We start from the raw sequence: 19,701 nt of genomic DNA on the forward strand, positions 1-19,701 counted from the left end.
ATTACTTCACGCGTTCGAGATAAACCCCTTCGGCCGTATCCACGCGGACGATATCACCGGGTTCGACAAAGGGAGGAACTTGAATGACCAACCCCGTCTCCAGCGTCGCCGGTTTGTTGACGGCGGTTACGGTAGCGCCTTTCAAACTGGGCTCCGTCTCAACGACACGGAGATCCACGGTAGGGGGCAACTCAACGCCCATCGGCTTCCCTTGATAGAACACGACCTTCAGGCGCAGATTCGGGATGAGGAACTTCACAGCATCCCCCAAAAGCTCCTCATCGAGCGCGATCTGCTCGAAGGTCTCTGTGTTCATGAAGTGATAGCTCGTCCCATCCTGATAGAGGTACTCGAACTCTTGTTCCTCCAAGACGGCCTTCTCCACCGTATCGGTCGAGCGGAAGCGATGCTCGAACGAGATCCCCGTCCGCAGATTCCGCAGCTTCGTTTGCACCATCGCGCGCCAATTCCCCGGCGTCACGTGTCGAAAGTCGAGAACCAGACACGGATCGCCTTCGTGAATGATGATCATCCCGCGCCGGATACGCGTCGCTTGTATCATCGCATGTCCTCCGGAATCGTGAGCCTTTTCGAGGAGATCAAAATTAGCGCACGCCTTTGGCTCGGTCAAGATTTCCGCTATAATCTCGCCTTTAGAGCGATCATCACCAAGAGCGCGGAAGATATGAGCGATCTCACGCCAGAGGAGTACGCACGGATCGTCGAGCGATTGGGTCGAGACCCCAACCCTGTGGAGTTGGGGATGCTCGCAGCGATGTGGTCGGAACATTGTTCGTACAAATCGTCGAAGGTGCATCTCCGACGCTTACCGACCTCCGGGCCTCGCGTCCTCCAAGGACCGGGTGAGAACGCCGGAGTCGTGGACATCGGCGATGGATGGTGCATCGTCTTCAAGATCGAGTCGCACAATCACCCGAGCTTCATCGAACCGTATCAAGGGGCGGCGACGGGAGTGGGGGGAATTTTGCGCGACATCTTCACGATGGGCGCGCGTCCCATCGCCGTCTTGGACTCGCTGCGGTTCGGCCCGCTCACGGATCCTCGTAATCGCGCGATCATGGACGGCGTCGTACGTGGCATCGCCGATTACGGGAACTGTTTCGGCGTCCCCACTGTCGGCGGTGAGGTCTTCTTCGCCGAGTGTTACGCGCGGAATCCTTTGGTGAACGCCATGGCCGTCGGCCTGGCGCGGCGCGAGCAGATCTTCTACGCGCGCGCCAGTGGTCCCGGCAACACGGTCCTCTATGTCGGCGCAAAAACCGGACGCGATGGCATTCACGGAGCGCGCATGGCTTCGGCCGAATTCACAGAATCGGCACTGGAACAACGTCCGGCCGTCCAAGTGGGCGATCCGTTTATGGAGAAGCTCCTGTTGGAAGCCTGTTTGGAAGCCCTGCGCACCAACGCCATCGTCGGTCTTCAAGATATGGGGGCGGCTGGCCTCACCTGCGCCAGTTGCGAAATGGGCGCGCGCGCCCACACGGGCATCGAACTCGATCTCGATCGCGTGCCGCAACGCGAAGCTGGCATGTCCGCCTATGAGATTCTCCTTTCGGAATCCCAAGAGCGCATGTTACTCGTCGTTCGTGCCGGCCATGAACGCGAGGTGAAGGAGATCTTCGCGAAATGGGGATTGGACGCTGTCGAGATCGGGCGCGTGACCGACGATGGCCGATTGCGCGTGTTCCATCGAGGACATCTTGTCGCCGATCTCCCCAATCGTCTTTTGGCTGAAGAAGCTCCCGTCTATCACCGCCCGATGAAGCCAGTCGCAACTGGAGATGAGGTGGAATGGGATCGGGTTCATGCTGAACCGGCGCCGCTTGAAGAGGTCCTTCGCCAGATGCTCCGCTCGCCGAACCTCGCTTCGAAGCAATGGGTCTACCGCCAGTACGATCACATGGTGCGGACGAACACGATCCTGCTGCCCGGGGCCGACGCCGCTGTGCTCCGAATCAAGGAGACGCGCAAAGCGATCGCGCTGACGCTAGATGGCAACGGAAGATATTGCCACCTGAACCCACGCGCGGGCGCTCGATTGGCCGTTGCCGAAGCTTGTCGCAATCTCGTCGTGACCGGCGCTCTTCCTATCGCCTGCACGAATTGCTTGAATTTCGCGTCTCCGGAGCGCCCCGAGGTCATGTGGGCATTCAGCGAGGTCATTGACGGCATGGCCGAGGCGTGCGCGGTGTTCGAGACGCCCGTGACGGGGGGAAACGTGAGCTTCTATAACGAGACCGAAGGACGCGGCGTCTATCCAACGCCGGTCATCGGCATGCTCGGCCTCATTGAAGGCGTGAATTACTTCCCCGCGAATCACGGGGACGTCGAGCGGAGGAATCGTCCCTCGTTGCCAATCACGCCGTGGTTTAAAACCGAAGGCGATCTCATCGTCCTGCTCGGCCGCACGGGCGATGATCTGGGCGGTAGTGAATACCTAGCCTGGATACATGGACTCGTCGGGGGAGGCGTGCCGAGGCTCGATCTCCAATTGGAACGCGCCGTTCAACGCGCGTGCTTGAGGGCCATCGCTGAGGGAATCATCAAGTCCGCGCACGATTGTTCGGATGGAGGCTTGGCCATCGCGCTGGTCGAATGCTGTTTCTCCAGCCATCGGCGCGAGGCCATCGGTGCTGATCTCGTTTTGACGACCGAAGGTGTTCGCTCGCCGATTTCGCTACTTTTCAGCGAAACGCCCTCGCGCATCCTTGTGACGCTTGAACCTGAGCATTTGCCGACACTGGAACGCATCGCTGGTGAATTTCGCATCCCTTACGCCGTCCTCGGGCGCGTCGGGGGATCTCACTTCAGGGTGACGATTGATGGGAATATGGTCATCAGCATCCCAGTCCATGAACTCGAAGCTATCTGGCAGAACGTCCTTCCTGAATATCTCGGCCCATGAGTGGCCCATCGAGTGAGAAGATCCGCGCGGTTCGCTCCATAGAAGAGCTTGCTTCTCCGATAATGCTCCCAAAGCCCTTCTGTGCGATCGTCGAGCGCGGGGAATTTACGAGAGGATCTTTGGTGGCCAGGGACGGAATCGAACCGCCGACACAGGGATTTTCAGTCCCCTGCTCTACCGACTGAGCTACCTGGCCACATACACGAGCTATAGCTTAATGGGAGAAGGGGCTGGCTGTCAACTCGACGAAACGAGAATCCGGGAATGATCCGGCACCGCGGCGTGCCGCCGAGATACAGCGATGGCCGTGAAGGAAAGCGAAGCGTTCGTCTTGATGACTTATCCGCTCGCGGAGGCGGATAAGATCGTTGTTCTCTTCACTCGCCTTTACGGGAAGATTCGTGCTGTCGCTCGCGGCGCGCGTCGGCCGAAGAGCCGATTCGGAGCATGCTTGGAGCCTCTCTCGGAGATCTTCGCCTCTTTCTTTGAGAAGGAGGCACGGGAACTCGCCGTATTGAGACGGTGTGAGCTTCTATGCTCGCCGTTTGAGCGCGCGGCGACCCCCGAGGGCGAAGCCTTCCTCTATCACGTGGCGGAGCTTGTGGATGCTTTCCAGCCGCCGTCGGAACCCCACCCTTCCGTTTATCGGCTGATTCGGGCGGCGCGGGATGCTTTTCTCCAAGGAGCGCCACTTCTTCCCCTGGCCGTGTATGTCGAGATGTGGATGCTGAAACTTAGCGGCTTCTTCGCCCCTCTGGAAGCATGCGCTGCTTGCGGAAGGGCTTTTCGCTCCGAGGATCCCGTATGGATCGCTCGCGATGGAACGCCTCGATGCGAGCGCTGCGGCGCGGCTCTCGGTGGGCATGTGATTTCTGCTCACTACCGTTCGCTCCTTGCGGAGATGCTCAAACGTCCGCCGAATGAGTGGGCGTCTCTTCCCATATCGCAGGAAGCTCTCCATCTTCATCGCCTCCTCACGCGACTCCTCCAGGATGTTCTTGAACGTGAGCTGAAGACCAAGCTATTATTGAATGTTTGAATTTCGAGGGCACGGAGAGAGGAGAAGGAACACGCGTGACGGACACGCCCTCGAAACTCAGAGAAGAATCTTTGTGGAGGGGGAGGCAATATGGGGAAAAAATACGTCTATTTCTTCGGGAATGGTCAGGCGGAAGGTTCGGCCCGGTTGAAAGATCTCCTCGGGGGAAAGGGGGCGGGACTCGCAGAGATGACTAACGCGGGACTGCCGGTCCCTCCGGGATTCACGATCACGACCGAAGTGTGTCGCATCTTCTATGAGAATGAGGGCCGCCTGCCGGTGGAGATCGAGCAAGAGATTCAGGACGCGTTGCGACGACTAGAGGAGATACGCGGAGAGCGATTGGGGGATCCGGAGCGCCCCCTTTTAGTCTCAGTACGCTCCGGTGCGAAGTTCAGCATGCCGGGGATGATGGACACGATCTTGAATCTCGGCTTGAACGATGTGACCGTCCAAGCCCTTGCCCGCCGCACGCAGAATCCTCGTTTCGCTTACGATTGCTATCGCCGATTCGTCCAGATGTTCGGCAACGTCGTCCTCGGCGTCGAGAAAAGGAAGTTCGAAGAGGTGCTCGAGGCGAAGAAGCGGGCACGAGGTGTGCGACAGGATACGGAGCTGACGGCCGAGGATCTCAAGGAGCTGGTGCAGGAGTTCAAAGGCCTCATCACGGAAGAAACGGGGCGCGTTTTTCCCGAGGACCCGCATGAACAACTGCGGCAGGCGCGCGATGCCGTCTTCCGCTCGTGGAATAATGAGCGAGCGATCACGTATCGGCAGATCCACAACATCCCGCACGATCTCGGCACGGCGGTGAACGTCCAGGCGATGGTCTTCGGCAATATGGGCGAGACGAGCGGCTCGGGCGTCGGATTCACGCGCAATCCGGCAACGGGAGAGAAGGAACTGTTCGGAGAATTCCTACCGAATGCGCAAGGTGAGGACGTCGTCGCAGGGATTCGGACGCCGCTTCCCTTGGAGAAGCTGCGGGAAATCCTCCCCGACGTCTACCATCAACTGGAGGAGATCGCCGAGCGTCTCGAACGCCATTACCGCGACGTGCAAGACTTCGAGTTCACGGTTCAAGAGGGGAAACTCTTCATGCTGCAGACGCGAAGCGCTAAACGCACGGGGCTGGCGGCCATTCGTATTGCCTGCGACATGGTGGACGAAGGATTGGTGACGCCAGAGGAATCGCTGCGACTCATCGAAGCGCCGACGCTGAATCAACTCCTGCATCCCACGTTCGATCCGGTGAAGCGAAAGGAATTTCGCGTTATCGGCCGGGGATTAGCTTCTTCGCCCGGAGCCGCAGCCGGACGCATCGCCTTCACAGCGCATCGCGCGGTCGAATTGCGGCGACAGGGCGAGCGCGTCGTGCTCGTGCGGATGGAGACATCGCCCGATGACATCTCCGGCATGCAAGCCTCCGAAGGTTTTCTGACGGCGCGCGGCGGCGCCACTTCACACGCGGCCGTCGTCGGGCGCCAGATGGGTAAGCCGGCTGTCGTTGGCTGCGGAGCACTCATCATTGATGAAGAGGCGGGCACGGCTCGCCTGGGCGATGTCCTCCTTCGCGAGGGCGACTTTATCTCCATAGATGGGACGACGGGCGAGATCTTGCTGGGCGACGTTCCCAAGGTCGAATCGGAGATCGTGCGCGTGTTGAATGGAACGCTGGCGCCGGAGCAATCGAAGGTCTATCAATATTTCAAACGGGTGATGGACACGGCGCGCGAGGTCAAACGGCTTGGCGTCCGCGCCAACGCCGATACGCCGGAAGATGCCCGCTTGGCGCGAGCCTTCGGCGCGGAAGGGATCGGTCTGGCGCGCACGGAGCACATGTTCTTCGCGCCGGATCGGCTTCCGCACATGCAAGCGATGATCCTCGCCCGCACGGAGGCGGAGCGACGCGACGCGCTCGCGCGCTTGCTCCCCATGCAGCGGGAGGATTTCGCAGCGATCTTCCGCGTCATGGATGGATACCCGGTCACGATCCGACTGCTCGATCCTCCGCTGCACGAATTCCTGCCCAAACGGGAACAGCTCATGGTGGAGATCGCCGTCCTGCGGGCGAAGGGAGAGACCGAGGGTCTGGAAGAAAAGGAACAGCTGCTGGCGCGCGTCGAGGAATTGCACGAATTCAATCCGATGCTCGGGTTGCGTGGCTGCCGGCTTGGGATCCTCTATCCGGAGGTCACCGAGATGCAGGCGCGCGCGATCTTCGAGGCCGCCTGTCAGGTCGCGCGCGAGGGCATTCGCGTGCTGCCGGAGATCATGGTGCCGCTGGTCGGCGCGGCGCGCGAATTCGAAGCGCAACGCGAGATCATTGATCGTGTTGCTGAGGAGGTCATGGGCGAGACGGGTGTGCACATTTCGTATCTGGTGGGGACGATGATCGAATTGCCGCGCGCCGCGCTCACCGCTGGTGAGATCGCGCGCTCGGCTGAATTCTTCAGCTTCGGCACGAACGATCTCACTCAAACGACCTTCGGCTTCTCTCGTGACGACACGGTGGCTGTCATCGAGGCCTATTTGAGTCGCGGGATCCTGGAGACCGATCCCTTCCTCATCCTCGATCGCGCGGGCGTGGGCGAGCTCATGAAGATAGGCGTGGAACGCGGACGCGCCACGCGCGCGAATTTGAAGACGGGCATTTGCGGTGAGCATGGAGGCGAGCCGAATTCCATCGAATTCTGCCACCGCATTGGCCTGGACTACGTCAGCTGTTCGCCGTATCGCGTGCCCATCGCCATGCTCGCCGCTGCGCAAGCGGCCGTCACGGAACTGGCCGCCGTCTTGGAATGATGCGCCGAACGACCTCCCGCGCTCTCGGGCGGGAGGTCTCCCCTTTCCCGACCACCGCACATGGGCTATGCGCTTTACAATCTGCTGCTCCTTCTGGCGACCGTGTTCCTCCTCCCGTCTTTGATCGCGGCGATTGCAAGAGGAGAGCGCCGAGGATGGCGCGAGCGCTTCGGTTTCCCTCCACGGCTTCCGCTGGAGAAGCCGGTCCTGTGGATTCACGGGGTCTCGGTCGGCGAGATCCTCGCGGCCGAGCCGCTCGTCGAAGCCCTCGTCGCCTCGGCCGAGGGTCCTCCGGCATTTCAACTCGTGCTCTCGACGGTGACCGAGACGGGGCAACAGATCGCGCGCCGCCGCTATGGGGCTCGAGCGCGAATCATCTATTTTCCGTTCGACTGGCCTCTTTCCGTCGCGCACGCGCTGAAGCGGGTGCATCCGAATCTAGTCCTCATCCTCGAGACGGAGATTTGGCCGAATTTTTTGCGCGCGTGCTCCCGACGCCACATCCCCATTGTGCTCGTCAGTGGACGACTCTCGGGTCGCTCGTTCCGCCGATACCGATGGATCCGTCCGTTCATACGGCGCGTTCTCGAGAACTTCCGCCTTCTGCTCATGCAGAGCGAGGAAGATGCCCGCCGGATGCGGGCGTTAGGCGCTCCCCCAGAACGCGTGCATGTCGTCGGGAATTTGAAATGGGACGCGCGCCCTCCGACCGATGAGGCGGCGAAAGCGGAAGAGTTAGCGCGCAGCCTCGGACTCTCTGCCGAACGACCGCTCATTATCGCTGGGAGCACGGCGCCGGGCGAAGAAGCCCTGCTGCTGCGCGCGTTCGCGATCCTTCGAGCCGAGCATACGAGTCTTCACGCCGCGCGTCTCCTGTTGGCTCCCCGACGTCCGGAACGTTTCGACGAAGTGGAAGAGCTGCTGCGGAAATCGGGCGTGTCGTTCATCCGCCGTACGCGCGCTCACGATCGAGAGGAGATCGAGCGGGCGGCAGTCATTCTTTTGGACACGATTGGGGAGCTGGCCGCTCTTTATCGGATGGCTGCCGTGGTGGTGATCGGAGGGAGCTTCTCTACGGCTCTCGCCCACAATGTGATCGAACCGCTTGTGCGCGGCGCGTGCGTGATCGTCGGCCCGCGATATAGTGATCCGAATTTCCCGGCTTATGAGGCTTGCGTGTGGCGCATCCCTGCTCAAGCGCACCCGGAAGCGCTCGCTCACGCTCTCGCTCAGGCGATTGGCCGATTCCTCCTCGACGATCGGTGGCGAGCGCGCTTTCGGGAAGCCGCACAGCGCTTTCTCGCGCAGCATCGCGGGACGACGGAGCGCATCCTCGCCCATCTCGAACCGATCTTCGCCGAGTCAGGGATAAAGAGATGATCGAACGGCTGTTGCGACTCCCGCGACCGATCCGAAAAGGCCTGGCCCTGTTGTTCAAGCTTGGCGTCGCCTTTCGGCTCGCGCTGTACAAGGCGGGCTACGTGAAGCCCAAGCGCGCCCGCGCTTTCACTATTAGCGTTGGGAATCTCACCGTCGGAGGAACGGGAAAGACACCGCTGGTTGAATACATTGCCCGCCTGCTTTTAGCAGAAGGCTATCGTCCCTCTGTGATCAGTCGGGGATATGGCCGGCGCTCTCGTGCCCCTCTCGTGCTCGTCTCTGATGGTGCCCGTGTGCAAGCGACGGTCTTCGACGCCGGCGACGAGCCGCTCCTTCTGGCCCGTCGTCTCCCAGGAGTCGTCATCGCCGTTGGCGCTGGCCGCCATACCGTCGCGCGTCACCTTGACGATTGGTTTCAGCCAGACGTTCACATCCTCGACGATGCGTTTCAACATTTGGCGCTCGATCGAGATCTCAATCTGTTGCTCATTGATGCCCTCGATCCTTTCGGGGGCGAGGAGCTGCTTCCGCTCGGGCGCTTGCGCGAGCCCCTTAGCGAGATCGCGCGGGCTTCAGCCATTGTCGTCACGCGAGCGGATCATCCGTTCGATCAGCTCTCCCTCGAAGCGCGCCTACGGGAATTGGCCGGTCCGATCCCAATCTTCTACAGCTATCATGAGATCGTCGAACTCTTCGCCCCCCGCACCGGCGACACCCTCTTTCCGCAGAAACTCTATGGGCGTACGATCGGTGCCTTTTGCGCAGTGGGGAATCCCCATCTCTTCCGGCATGACCTGGCGCACTATCGCGCTCGGATCGCGTACTTTCGGTCCTTCCGCGATCACCATTGGTATGCACCGCGGGATCTCGCGCGCGTGTTCAAAGAGGCAGAATCCGCTGGCGCCGAATTCCTCGTGACGACGGAGAAGGATTGGGTTCGACTGGATGCTCTTCCGCTGCCAGAGACCCTTCCGCTTTATGTCGCACGGATTGAAGCCCGATTTGAGGACGCTGAGGCTTTCCGAACGTTCCTCGTTCGCCACCTGAGGGCTCGCGCCTGAGGGGACGAATGGTCCCCCCCATCACTTCTTCCGAAGGATCTCAATGGCCTTCTTCAAGGGGAGATCTTCCGAAGGCGGCTGAGCTGGCGGTTGCGCCAACGGCTCCTCAGGAGGCAACTCCTCCCGTTCCTCGAGTTCCTCCAGTGCCAGACCACGGTCCGGTCGTGGTACTTCAACGGTCGGGACGATGCCACTGGTCGCCGACGTACTCCCCATGATGGGTTTGCCCGAGGGAGTCGCATATTTCACGACGGTGATGTAGAGTCCACCACCATCTCGTAACGGGAAGAGCTTCTGCTCGCCTCCGGCCCCGAACGTTCGCTCCCCCACGAGCTCGCCGCGTTTGTTCTCCAAGACGGCCGCGGCAACGACCTCCGCCGCTCCGGCCGTGCTCCGATCAATCAACACGGCCAATTCTCCAGAATAGAGCTGCCGTTTGGGATCCGCCGTGAAGGTTTGCAAAGTTCGTCCCTCTCGCCCGATCGTCTTCGCCAGCGTGCCCGAGCCGATGAAATAGTTTGCGACAGTGAGCGCTTCGGTCAAAGTCCCCGTGGCGACCCCCCGCAAGTCCAGAATTAATCGAGTCGCCCCTTGAGCGATCAAGCGCTCTAACTCTTCGCGAATGCGAAGCGACTCTCCTTCATCGAGGGTGGCAAGCTTAAGATACCCCATTCCTCGCTCGAGGATCTTCGCCTCGGGCTTCGGACGCGGGAAGCGATCGAGTTTGAATTTGAACGTCTCCGATCGTCCTTCGCGGAACACCTTCAGCTCGATGTCTTTCCCAACAGGTCCAACCAGCAATTCCCGAGCCTCGTAGAGACTCATATCGCGCGTCGCGCGCGTCCCAATGTACTCGATGATATCGCCGGAGCGAAGACCAGCGATCTCGGCGGGAGATCCTTTCACGACGGAGACCACATAAGCGTATCCGGCGACCTTGGAGAGGATCAGACCGCTCTCGGCCTCAGCCTCCGCGCGCCCTCCGTTCAATCGTCGGACCTGCTCCGGCGTCAGGTAGGCGCTATAGGGATCCAAGCCCTCGGCCAACCCCCGCAGAGCGCCCACGCGCACCTTCTCGAGATCAGGTTCGTCCACGTAATCGTTGATGATGCGCGCGAGGACTTCTTGAAAGATCGTCAGCTGCGAGTAAGGGTCGTTATAGCTGGCGATCACCCCACTGCGGGGCAGCAATCCCCCGATCACCACGTAGAGGGCGACGACGACCGAGACAATCAGGACGCTCACCTTAAATTTCATCGCCATGCGCGCGCTCCTCACCCACGGCTTCGAATTCGAACTTTGCTCCATCATGCGGAGCAATGGTACACCACATGGCGAGGTCCCGGCAACTGCGGACGAGCAGCCGAAGAACGGTGCGCCCTCCCTCTCGATGCAGCGGTCTTTGATTCTCTCAGCCGCTTGCCTCAGGACTTTGGGACCGACTATAGTAGAGCAGCACAACGTAGGGCGAAGGACCTGATGGAGCGGGCACGGTGATGACATCTGCGGAGCCAATGACGCTCAATGAGCTTTTCGACGGTGCGCTCGCGCGCTATGGATCGAAGCCCGACGTTCTGAACTATCGCTCTCAAGGTCGATGGATCGCCCTCTCGGCCCCTGCGCTCGCCGAACAAGTGCGCGCGCTCGCCTTTGGATTTTACGCTGAAGGTGTTCGTCCGGGCGATCGCGTCGCGATGTTATCGGAGAACCGCGTGGAGTGGACGCTCTCGGACCTGGCGCTTCTGGCGTTGGGCGCCGTGGATGTGCCGATTCACGCGACACAAGCTCCGGCGCAAGTCGCGCACATCCTGCGCGATTCGGGAGCGCGCTTGCTCCTGATCTCGACCGGCGAGCAGTGGCGGCGCGTGCGCGAGGCGATCTCTCGTGTGGAATCGGTGGAGAAGATCATCGCGTTCGATCCCATCGCGGACGAACGGGTGCTCCCTTTCTCTCAGCTCTTCGAGCATGGGCGCCAATGGGCGGTGCGCGAGCCGGAGCTTTATGAGCGCTTGCGTCGCGCTGTTCGCCCGACGGATTTGGCGACACTGCTTTACACTTCAGGAACGACGGGCGAACCGAAAGGGGTGATGCTCACCCATGGGAACATCGCCTCGAATGTCACGGCGGCCATGCGCGTCCTCAGCTATTCCGCTAACGATGTCGTCCTTTCCATCCTCCCGCTCTCGCACAGCTTCGAGCGAATGGCGTTCTATTGCTATCTGCACAGCGGGATGAGCATCCATTACGCCGAATCCTTCGATAAAGTGGCCGAGAATTTGCGGGATGTCCGTCCGACGGTCTTGGTTGGCGTACCGCGTCTCTTCGAGAAGATGCGCGAGCGAATTCTGGAAGCGAGCCTGGCACTTCCTGCGTTCAAACGCCACCTCGTGCTTTGGGGATTGCGCACGGGCGAATGGTATCAGCGCACATGGCGAACTGTGGGTGTCGTCCCTCCGTGGCGACGATGGTCGTACTCGGCAGCCCGGCGCTTGGTCCTCTCGCGCATTCTCCACCAGCTTGGATTGGACCGCATCCGCTCACTTATCAGCGGAGGGGCTGCGCTCGCCCCCGATGTGGCATATTTCTTCCTGGGCCTGGGTCTGGAGATCCTCCAGGGCTATGGTCTCACGGAGACCTCGCCCGTCGTCACGGTGAATCCCCCTGGCGCGAACAAGATCGGGACGGTCGGTCGCCCCATCCCCGGTGTCGAAGTCAAGATCGCCGATGACGGTGAGATCCTCGTGCGCGGCCCGAACGTCATGCTCGGATACTACAATCGCCCGGAGGAAACAGCCGCGGCTTTCACCGAGGATGGTTGGCTGCGCACCGGCGATGTGGGGTTCCTGGATGCGGACGGCTATTTGACGATCACGGACCGAAAGAAAGACTTGCTCAAGACGAGCGGGGGGAAGTACGTGGCGCCGCAAGCGCTCGAGAATCGGCTCGTGGCCAGTCCGTGGATCGCTCAGGCTGTCGTTGTGGGAGATGAACGGAAATTCCCAGCCGCGCTCATCGTCCCCAATTTCGCTGTGCTCCGACGGTACGCCGAAGAACGAGGCATTCCGTTTCGAGAGGAGCGCGAGCTGTGCGCGCATCCGGAGATTCAACGTCTCTACGAGGAGGAGGTGGAGCGCCTGATGGCGGACTTCTCGCCCTATGAACGGGTGAAGAAGATCGCCTTGCTGGAGCGCGAATTCACCATCGCCGAAGAAGAACTGACGCCGACGCTGAAAGTGCGTCGTCGCGTCATCGCGGAGAAATACCGAGATGTCATCGAACGCCTGTACGCGGAGTGAGTCATCATGGCGAAGAGGAGAATCAAGAGAGCGACAGTGCTGGGTGCGGGAGTGATGGGAGCTCAGATCGCCGCGCATTTGGCGAACGCCGGGATCGAGGTCCTGCTACTCGATATCGTCCCAACGTCTCTCACTGAAGAGGAGCGGGCGCGAGGTCTGACGCTGGAGAGCCCGGAGGTGCGCAATCGGATCGCGCGCTTGGGACTGGAACGAGCGAAGCAGCTTCATCCGCCCGCTTTCTTCGATCTGGATCGAGCGCGCCTCATCACGGTGGGGAATTTTGAGGACGATCTGGCGAAAGTCGCCGAGGCCGATTGGATCATCGAGGCTGTCGTCGAGGATCGGGAGATCAAGCGAGCGCTTTTCCAGCGTTTGGAACCTCATCGGCGCTCTGATGCCATCGTCAGCTCGAACACCTCGGGCATTCCAATCGCGCAATTGCAAGAGGGGCTGTCGGAAGGTTTTCGACGGCATTTCCTGGGCACGCACTTTTTCAATCCTCCTCGGTACATGAGACTCGTCGAAGTGATCCCGACGCCGGAGACCGATCCAGAGGTCGTGCACACGATCGCCGATGTTTGCGATCGCATTCTCGGCAAGGGCGTCGTCTTCGCCAAAGACACGCCGAATTTCATCGCCAATCGTATCGGCACTTTTTCCTTCCTCTGCACGCTCCGCGCGATGTTGGAACATGAGTTGACCATTGAGGAGGTGGATGCGGTAACGGGGCCAGCCATTGGTCATCCGAAGAGCGCGACTTTTCGGACGGCCGATCTCGCTGGTCTCGATGTCCTCGCGCGCGTGGTCGAGAATATCGCCGCGAATGTACCGCACGATGAACGCCGGGAGATCTTCGCCCTTCCCGATTTCGTATTGGAGATGATCCGCCGCGGATGGGTCGGAGAAAAGGCTGGGCAGGGCTTCTACCGCCGGGATCCGGCGAGTCGGGAGATCTTCGCCCTCGACTACCGGACGCTCGAATACCGGCCGCGTCAGAAGACGTCTCTTCCTGCGCTCGAGATGGCGCGCACGATCGAAGATGTGCGGGAGCGCTTGCGGACGCTCGTTCGCGGCTCGGATCGCGTGGGACGGTTCCTCTGGACGATCGTGAGTGAGACGTTGCTCTATGCGGCCCATCGAATTCCGGAGATCGCCGATGACATCGTGCAAGTGGATCGCGCGATGAAGTGGGGCTTCAATTGGGAACTCGGCCCCTTCGAGACGTGGGATGCGCTCGGTGTCCGCTGGATGGTCGAACGGTTGGAGCGCGAAGGTCGCGCGATTCCGCCGCTTGTGCAAGCGTTGCTCGAGTCGGGAAACGAGACCTTCTATCGTGAGGATGACGGACGCCAGCGCTACTTCGATATGGCGAGTGCGACCTATCGCGAGATCGAATTGCCGCCCGGCGTTCTGTTGCTCTCCTCGCTGAAGGCGCAACGGCGCATCATCCGCTCGAATCCGGGCGCAAGTCTCATTGATCTCGGCGATGGCGTCGTTTGTTTGGAGTTCCACTCGAAGATGAACACGATCGGCGCCGATACGGTCCAGCTCTTGCAGTACGCACTCGAACAAGTAGCTCGCGATTTCGAGGGCTTGGTCATCGGCAATCAAGGCGAACATTTCTCGGCGGGCGCGAATCTCGTGTTGTTGTTGCTGGCCGCCGAGGAAGGAGAGTGGGAAGAGCTGGACGCGATGATTCGTGCCTTTCAACAGGTCAATCTCGCGCTGAAATACGCCGAGAAGCCGGTGGTCGTGGCGCCGTTTGGCTTGACGCTTGGCGGAGGCTGCGAAATCACATTGCACGCGCCGAAAGTGCGGGCGGCTGCCGAGACGTACATCGGGCTCGTCGAGACGAGCGTCGGCCTGATCCCCGCCGGAGGGGGAACGAAGGAGATGCTGCTTCGTATGCTCGAGCGCGCACCCCGTGGAGACTCGGTGGATTTGTTCCCCTATGTCCGGCAAGCTTTCGAGACGATCGCTCTGGCGAAGGTCTCCGGCAGCGCTCACGAGGCGAAGAAGTTGGGACTGCTGCGTCCGACTGATGCCATCACGATGAATCGCGATCGGCTCATCGCCGATGCGAAGGAGACCGTGCTGGCGCTCGCGCGCGAGGGATATGAGCCGCCGAGTCCACCCGCCGAGATTCCCGTACTCGGCGAGCCGGGCCTGGCCGCGCTCAAGCTGGGTATTCATTTGGCTCAGCGGGCTGGACAGATCACCGAGTACGATGCCCATATCGGGCGCAAACTCGCCTGGGTGCTTTGCGGCGGTGATCTCCGAGCGCCGCGTTCGGTGAGCGAGACGTATTTGCTCGATCTCGAGCGCGAGGCCTTTCTCTCACTGCTCGGCGAGCCGAAGACGCGCGAGCGTATTCGGCACATGCTCACTGAGGGGAAGCCGCTCAGGAATTGAGCGATCGAGAAAGGAGGGAGCTATGCGCGAAGCCGTGATCGTCTCCGCCGTGCGAACGGCCGTTGGAAAAGCGCACAAAGGGACATTACGCCATGTGCGCCCGGACGATATGGCGGCTGCTGTCCTCACGGAAGCTGTGCAGCGCGTCCCCGGATTGCGCCCGGAGGACATTGATGACGTCATCCTGGGATGCGCCATGCCGGAAGGCGAACAAGGCATGAACGTCGCGCGGATTGCGGCGCTGCGCGCGGGTTTTCCCTACACGGTGCCCGCGATGACGGTGAACCGCTTCTGCTCCTCGGGCCTGCAGACGATCGCCCTCGCGACGGAACGGATCGCCGCGGGATTCGCCGATGTCATCTTAGCTGGGGGGACGGAATCCATGTCCCTCGTCCCAATGGGGGGGTATAAGATCGCGCCCAATCCCTACCTCATCGAGCATTATCCGGACGTGTATCTGAGCATGGGCTTGACGGCCGAGAATCTCGTGCGGAAATACGGCATCTCCCGTGAAGAGCAGGATCGGTTCGCGCTGCGAAGCCATGAGCGCGCCATCGCCGCTATAGATGCGGGGAAGTTCAAAGAGGAGATTGTTCCTCTTCGCGTCCCCATCGAGGAGATGGACGAGCGCGGTCGCCCGCGCGTGCATGAGATCCTCTTCGACACGGATGAAGGTCCGCGTCGCGATACCTCGCTCGAAGCGTTGGCGAAGCTCAAGCCCGTTTTCCACGTTGAGGGGACGATCACCGCCGGTAATTCCTCTCAGATGAGCGACGGAGCAGCAGCCGTCGTCGTCATGTCGCGCGAGAAGGCGGACGCCTTGGGCGTTCGGCCCCTAGGGAAGCTCGTCGCCTACGCGGTTGCTGGCGTTCCTCCCGAAGAGATGGGGATCGGCCCGGTCGCGGCGATTCCCAAGGCGCTGCGTATGGCGGGATTGAGTTTGGACGACGTGGATCTGATCGAGCTGAACGAGGCTTTCGCCGCCCAAGCATTGGCCGTCATCAAGCTCCTGGAGTTGGATGTGAACAAGGTCAATGTCAACGGGGGCGCGATCGCCCTCGGCCATCCGCTCGGCTGCACGGGAGCGAAACTGACGGCGACCTTGCTCTACGAGATGCGGCGGCGCGGTGCTCGCTACGGCATGGTCACCATGTGCATCGGTGGTGGCATGGGCGCCGCGGGAATCTTCGAGCGCGTGGAATGAGTCCATTCCAGGAGGAAACAGCTATGACGAGAGAGGATGAGCGCGTGAAAGGGGGAAGCTTTTTGATCCGGGAGGCATCCCCTGAGGATGTGTTCACCCCCGAGGATTTCAGCGAAGAGCACCGGATGATCGCTCGCACCGCTGAGGAATTCATGGAGCGCGAGGTCGTGCCCAACGCCGAAGAGATCGAACATCAAAACTTGGAATTGATGGCCGAGCTACTGCGACGCGCGGCCGACGTGGGCTTGCTCGCCGCCGAGATCCCCGAGCGCTATGGTGGACTCGGACTGGACAAGGTGAGCGCGATGATCATCTCCGAAAAGGTCGCCGCCAATAGTTCCTTCGCCGTTTCGTACGGTGGACATACGGGGATCGGCACAGCGCCCATCGTCCTCTTCGGTACGGTGGAGCAGAAACGGAAATATCTCCCCAAGCTCGCCAGCGGCGAATGGCTCTCGGCCTACGCCCTGACCGAACCGGAGGCGGGTTCGGATGCGCTGGCCGGAAAGACGCGCGCGGATTTGGCCCCCGACGGCCGCCATTATCTTTTGAACGGTTCAAAGATCTGGATCACGAACGCCGGGTTCGCCCATCTCTTCATCACCTTCGCGAAAGTCGGCGGCGAACACTTCTCTTGCTTCATCGTTCCCCGAGATACGCCGGGCCTGACCATTGGTCAGGAGGAGAGGAAGATGGGCATTAAAGGCTCCTCGACGCGCGCCCTACTGTTTGAGAACGCGCGCGTGCCGGTCGAGAATCTGCTCGGTGAGATCGGCAAAGGGCATAAGATCGCGTTCAACGTCCTGAATCTCGGTCGACTTCGATTGGGCGCCAGTTGCGTCGGCGGCTGTAAGATCGGTCTGACGACGGCGCTCCAATACGCGAAACAGCGTCGCCAATTCGGTCGTCCCATCTGCGAATTCGGCCTCATCAAACACAAGCTCTCGGAGATGGCCATTCGGACGTGGGTGGCCGAGAGCGCCGTCTATCGCACAGCAGGCCTCATTGATGCTGCGCTCTCCGGACTCGATGAGGACGATCAACCCGCTCGCATGCAGGCCGTCGAAGAATATGCCATCGAGTGCGCGATCAATAAAGTCGTTGGCAGCGAATTCGCCAATTATGTCGCCGATGAAGCCGTGCAGATCTTCGGCGGGAACGGCTACAGCGCGGAGTATCCCGTCGAACGCGCCTATCGCGATGCCCGCATCAATCGCATCTTCGAAGGGACGAACGAAATCAACCGCTTGCTCATCACCGGGATGCTCATGCGGCGCGCGCTCTCGGGACATCTCCCCTTGCTTGGGGCGATCCAGCGCGTGACGCAAGAGGTGCTCGCTCCCGCGATGCCGGAACCGGAGGCCGAAGGCCTTCTGGAACGCGAGAAGCGCATCGTCGCGCAAGCAAAGAAGGTCGCGCTCTTGGTCGCCGGAGTGGCGGCTCAGAAGTACCGAGAGCAATTGGCCGAAGAGCAAGAGATCGTCGCGGCCATCAGCGATATGGTCATCGAAATCTTCCTCATGGAGAGCGCTCTGCTGCGCGCGCTGAAGCTGAGCGCCCGACGTGGCGCGGACTCGTGCTCTGTCCAATTGGATATCGCGCGCACATATGTTCACGACGCGATGGGACGGATCGAGCTACTCGCTCGTCAAGCCGTGAGCGCGTTGGCTGAAGGCGACGAGCTGCGGATGCAACTGGCGGCATTGCGCCGCTTCACCAAGTTCACTCCGATGAACACAGTCGCCGCACGACGCCGCATCGCCGACGCCTTCATTCAAGCCGGACGATACATGCTCAACGACTGAGCCTTCTTCTCGCCAGAGACCGATGCCTGCGAAAGACGCAGCTTCGGACTCCGTGCGAGAGTCCGTGGCGACTTCGCCTCTGCAAGTGCGGCGATGAACGACGGTTCACTGAAGCAAAGGGCGACGACATCGTTCATGCCTTTGAGTCACGGCGCACGGGTCGCGCCGGCCCTCTGAGCACGCGACCGGGCTTCTCTCCGGTGAGCGCGGCATTCCGGATCACCAGCACGCCGTTTACGAGCAGATGCACGACTCCTACCGAATACCGATGCGGATCGGTGTAGGTCGCCAGGTCTTGGATCCTCTCGGGATCGAAGACGACGATGTCGGCGTACATCCCTTCGCGAATCACCCCGCGCTCGAACTGCCCGATCTGCGCCGCTGAGAGCGACGTCATTCTTCGAATCGCTTCTTCCAGCGTCAAGACCTTCAACTCTCGCACATAGCGCGCGAGCACGCGCGGGAACGCCCCATAACTTCGAGGATGGGGGAAGCCCTCGCCATATCCCACCAGATCACCATCGGTCTCGAACATGGCCCACGGATGCTGCATGATGCGTTTCACGTCCTCTTCATCCATGCTGTGGTAGATGGCGCTGAACCCGCCCGCCAGTTGCAGTTCGATCACGACTTGAATCCCGGATTCGATGGTCGGCGGCAATCCTCGATCGCGCACCATATCCGCCAGCGTCTTCCCGTTATATTGCGGAGCCGAAGGCACAGTGCGAAATTGGATGCTGCGTAAGTCCTGACCGGCACGCTCGCGAAAGATCGCGCGCATCTCCCGTTCGATTCGGGCGCGCGTTTGAGGATCCGCAATCCGTTCGGCGAATGCTCTCGCTCCTCCGGCCAAAGCCCATTGGGGAAAGAGAATGCTCGAGCCCGTGCTCGACGCCGTGTAAGGATAGAGGTCGTGTTTGATATCGAGGCCTTCGGCGCGCGCAGCATCAATCAGTTCGAGCGTCCGACGGCTCCAACCGAATTGCGCGGCACCGACGACCTTGTGGTGATTGATCTGCGCCGGAATTCCCGCCTCGCGGGCGATGCGAATCGTCTCCTCCACCGAACGAATAAGCCCAGGCCCCTCATCGCGCATGTGGGTGACGTAAATCCCTCCATACCGCGCGGCGACTTTCGCTAGCTCGATGATCTCTTCGGTCGTAGCGTAGAACGCTGGAACGTAGAGCAATCCCGTCGAGAGACCAAGCGCACCCTGCTTCATGCTCTCTTCGACGAGCGCTTTCATCCGCTCCAGCTCCGATGGCGTGGGCGCACGATTCTCCAGCCCGAGCACCTGTTTCCGAATCCACGTATGCCCGGCGAAAAAGCCGACGTTCGGAGCGATCTTCAGCGAGGCGGCGTATGCGTCGAGCGGCCACGGTTGATCGCCACTGTGCAAGGACGCGAGGATGGTCGTGATGCCTTGACGAAGGAAGTTCTCCGCGAGCGGATATTCGTGGATATTCGTCGCGATGTGGGCGTGATGATCAATGAAGCCTGGCGCGATGATGAGCCCATCAGCCTCGAGCACCACAGCAGCTTGATCGGCCGGAATCCCCGACCGGTCCACGCGCGCGATTCGATCCCCCCGAATGGCCACATCTGCCCGAAAGCGGGGCGCTCCAGTTCCATCCACGACGATCCCGCCGCGAATGAGAATGTCGTAAGGACGCTCGACAAACGCCGGTGACACGGCGCTGATGGGCACGATCCCGACCAGGACACTTATAGCGAATCGGCAAATCCACATGCCGGGCGATCTCCGCATATGCC

Annotated in this window: 12 protein-coding genes and 1 tRNA gene; 9 read left to right on the forward strand and 4 right to left on the reverse strand. The window is 60.9% G+C overall.

What is annotated here, in order from left to right; all coding sequences use genetic code 11:
• Nucleotide 1: 1 nt before the first annotated feature.
• Nucleotides 2-562 carry an elongation factor P gene (gene efp, locus NZ746_05255; protein MCS6816771.1) on the reverse strand — a complete coding sequence of 187 codons (561 nt, stop codon included), beginning with the start codon at nucleotides 560-562 and terminating at the stop codon, nucleotides 2-4.
• Nucleotides 563-685: 123 nt separating this feature from the next.
• Between efp and purL the strand changes: the two genes are divergently transcribed.
• Entirely contained in the window at nucleotides 686-2,926 is a 2,241-nt protein-coding gene (purL, locus tag NZ746_05260) for a phosphoribosylformylglycinamidine synthase subunit PurL (protein ID MCS6816772.1), read from the forward strand.
• A gap of 120 nt (nucleotides 2,927-3,046) precedes the next feature.
• Here the strand turns inward: purL and NZ746_05265 are convergent.
• Nucleotides 3,047-3,122 (reverse strand) — tRNA-Phe (locus tag NZ746_05265).
• 105 nt (nucleotides 3,123-3,227) lie between these two features.
• On the opposite strand from NZ746_05265, the gene recO reads away from it, so the two are divergent.
• From recO to lpxK, 4 genes are all read left to right on the forward strand, one after another.
• Nucleotides 3,228-3,965 (forward strand): DNA repair protein RecO, encoded by a 738-nt coding sequence (gene recO, locus NZ746_05270; protein ID MCS6816773.1) that lies wholly within the window; start codon nucleotides 3,228-3,230, stop codon nucleotides 3,963-3,965.
• 90 nt (nucleotides 3,966-4,055) lie between these two features.
• Nucleotides 4,056-6,770 carry a pyruvate, phosphate dikinase gene (gene ppdK, locus NZ746_05275; GenBank protein ID MCS6816774.1) on the forward strand — a complete coding sequence of 905 codons (2,715 nt, stop codon included), beginning with the start codon at nucleotides 4,056-4,058 and terminating at the stop codon, nucleotides 6,768-6,770.
• 60 nt (nucleotides 6,771-6,830) lie between these two features.
• Nucleotides 6,831-8,150: a glycosyltransferase gene (locus NZ746_05280; GenBank protein MCS6816775.1), complete on the forward strand. Its 1,320-nt coding sequence runs from the start codon at nucleotides 6,831-6,833 to the stop codon at nucleotides 8,148-8,150.
• Nucleotides 8,147-9,211, forward strand: coding sequence for a tetraacyldisaccharide 4'-kinase (gene lpxK, locus NZ746_05285; GenBank protein MCS6816776.1), 1,065 nt, complete (start codon nucleotides 8,147-8,149; stop codon nucleotides 9,209-9,211). The genes NZ746_05280 and lpxK overlap by 4 nt, the downstream gene beginning before the upstream one ends.
• A gap of 21 nt (nucleotides 9,212-9,232) precedes the next feature.
• On the opposite strand, the gene NZ746_05290 is transcribed toward lpxK, so the two are convergent.
• On the reverse strand, nucleotides 9,233-10,474 hold the full coding sequence (locus NZ746_05290) for a S41 family peptidase (GenBank protein MCS6816777.1): 1,242 nt from the start codon (nucleotides 10,472-10,474) through the stop codon (nucleotides 9,233-9,235).
• A 233-nt stretch (nucleotides 10,475-10,707) separates the two neighbouring features.
• Between NZ746_05290 and NZ746_05295 the strand changes: the two genes are divergently transcribed.
• Genes NZ746_05295 through NZ746_05310 form a run of 4 tightly spaced genes read left to right on the forward strand, consistent with a single transcriptional unit; the run spans nucleotide 10,708 to nucleotide 17,928 of the window.
• Nucleotides 10,708-12,507, forward strand: a complete 1,800-nt coding sequence (locus tag NZ746_05295) for a long-chain fatty acid--CoA ligase (protein MCS6816778.1) — start codon at nucleotides 10,708-10,710, stop codon at nucleotides 12,505-12,507.
• A gap of 6 nt (nucleotides 12,508-12,513) precedes the next feature.
• Nucleotides 12,514-14,919 carry a 3-hydroxyacyl-CoA dehydrogenase NAD-binding domain-containing protein gene (locus NZ746_05300; protein ID MCS6816779.1) on the forward strand — a complete coding sequence of 802 codons (2,406 nt, stop codon included), beginning with the start codon at nucleotides 12,514-12,516 and terminating at the stop codon, nucleotides 14,917-14,919.
• 22 nt (nucleotides 14,920-14,941) lie between these two features.
• Nucleotides 14,942-16,123: an acetyl-CoA C-acyltransferase gene (locus NZ746_05305; protein ID MCS6816780.1), complete on the forward strand. Its 1,182-nt coding sequence runs from the start codon at nucleotides 14,942-14,944 to the stop codon at nucleotides 16,121-16,123.
• Between the two features lie 23 nt (nucleotides 16,124-16,146).
• Nucleotides 16,147-17,928 carry an acyl-CoA dehydrogenase family protein gene (locus tag NZ746_05310; GenBank protein MCS6816781.1) on the forward strand — a complete coding sequence of 594 codons (1,782 nt, stop codon included), beginning with the start codon at nucleotides 16,147-16,149 and terminating at the stop codon, nucleotides 17,926-17,928.
• 133 nt (nucleotides 17,929-18,061) lie between these two features.
• Here the strand turns inward: NZ746_05310 and NZ746_05315 are convergent, their stop codons facing one another.
• Nucleotides 18,062-19,696 (reverse strand): D-aminoacylase, encoded by a 1,635-nt coding sequence (locus NZ746_05315; protein ID MCS6816782.1) that lies wholly within the window; start codon nucleotides 19,694-19,696, stop codon nucleotides 18,062-18,064.
• Nucleotides 19,697-19,701 lie beyond the last annotated feature (5 nt).

It is taken from the genome of Blastocatellia bacterium, from assembly GCA_025055075.1.
Classification (GTDB): domain Bacteria; phylum Acidobacteriota; class Blastocatellia; order HR10; family HR10; genus HR10.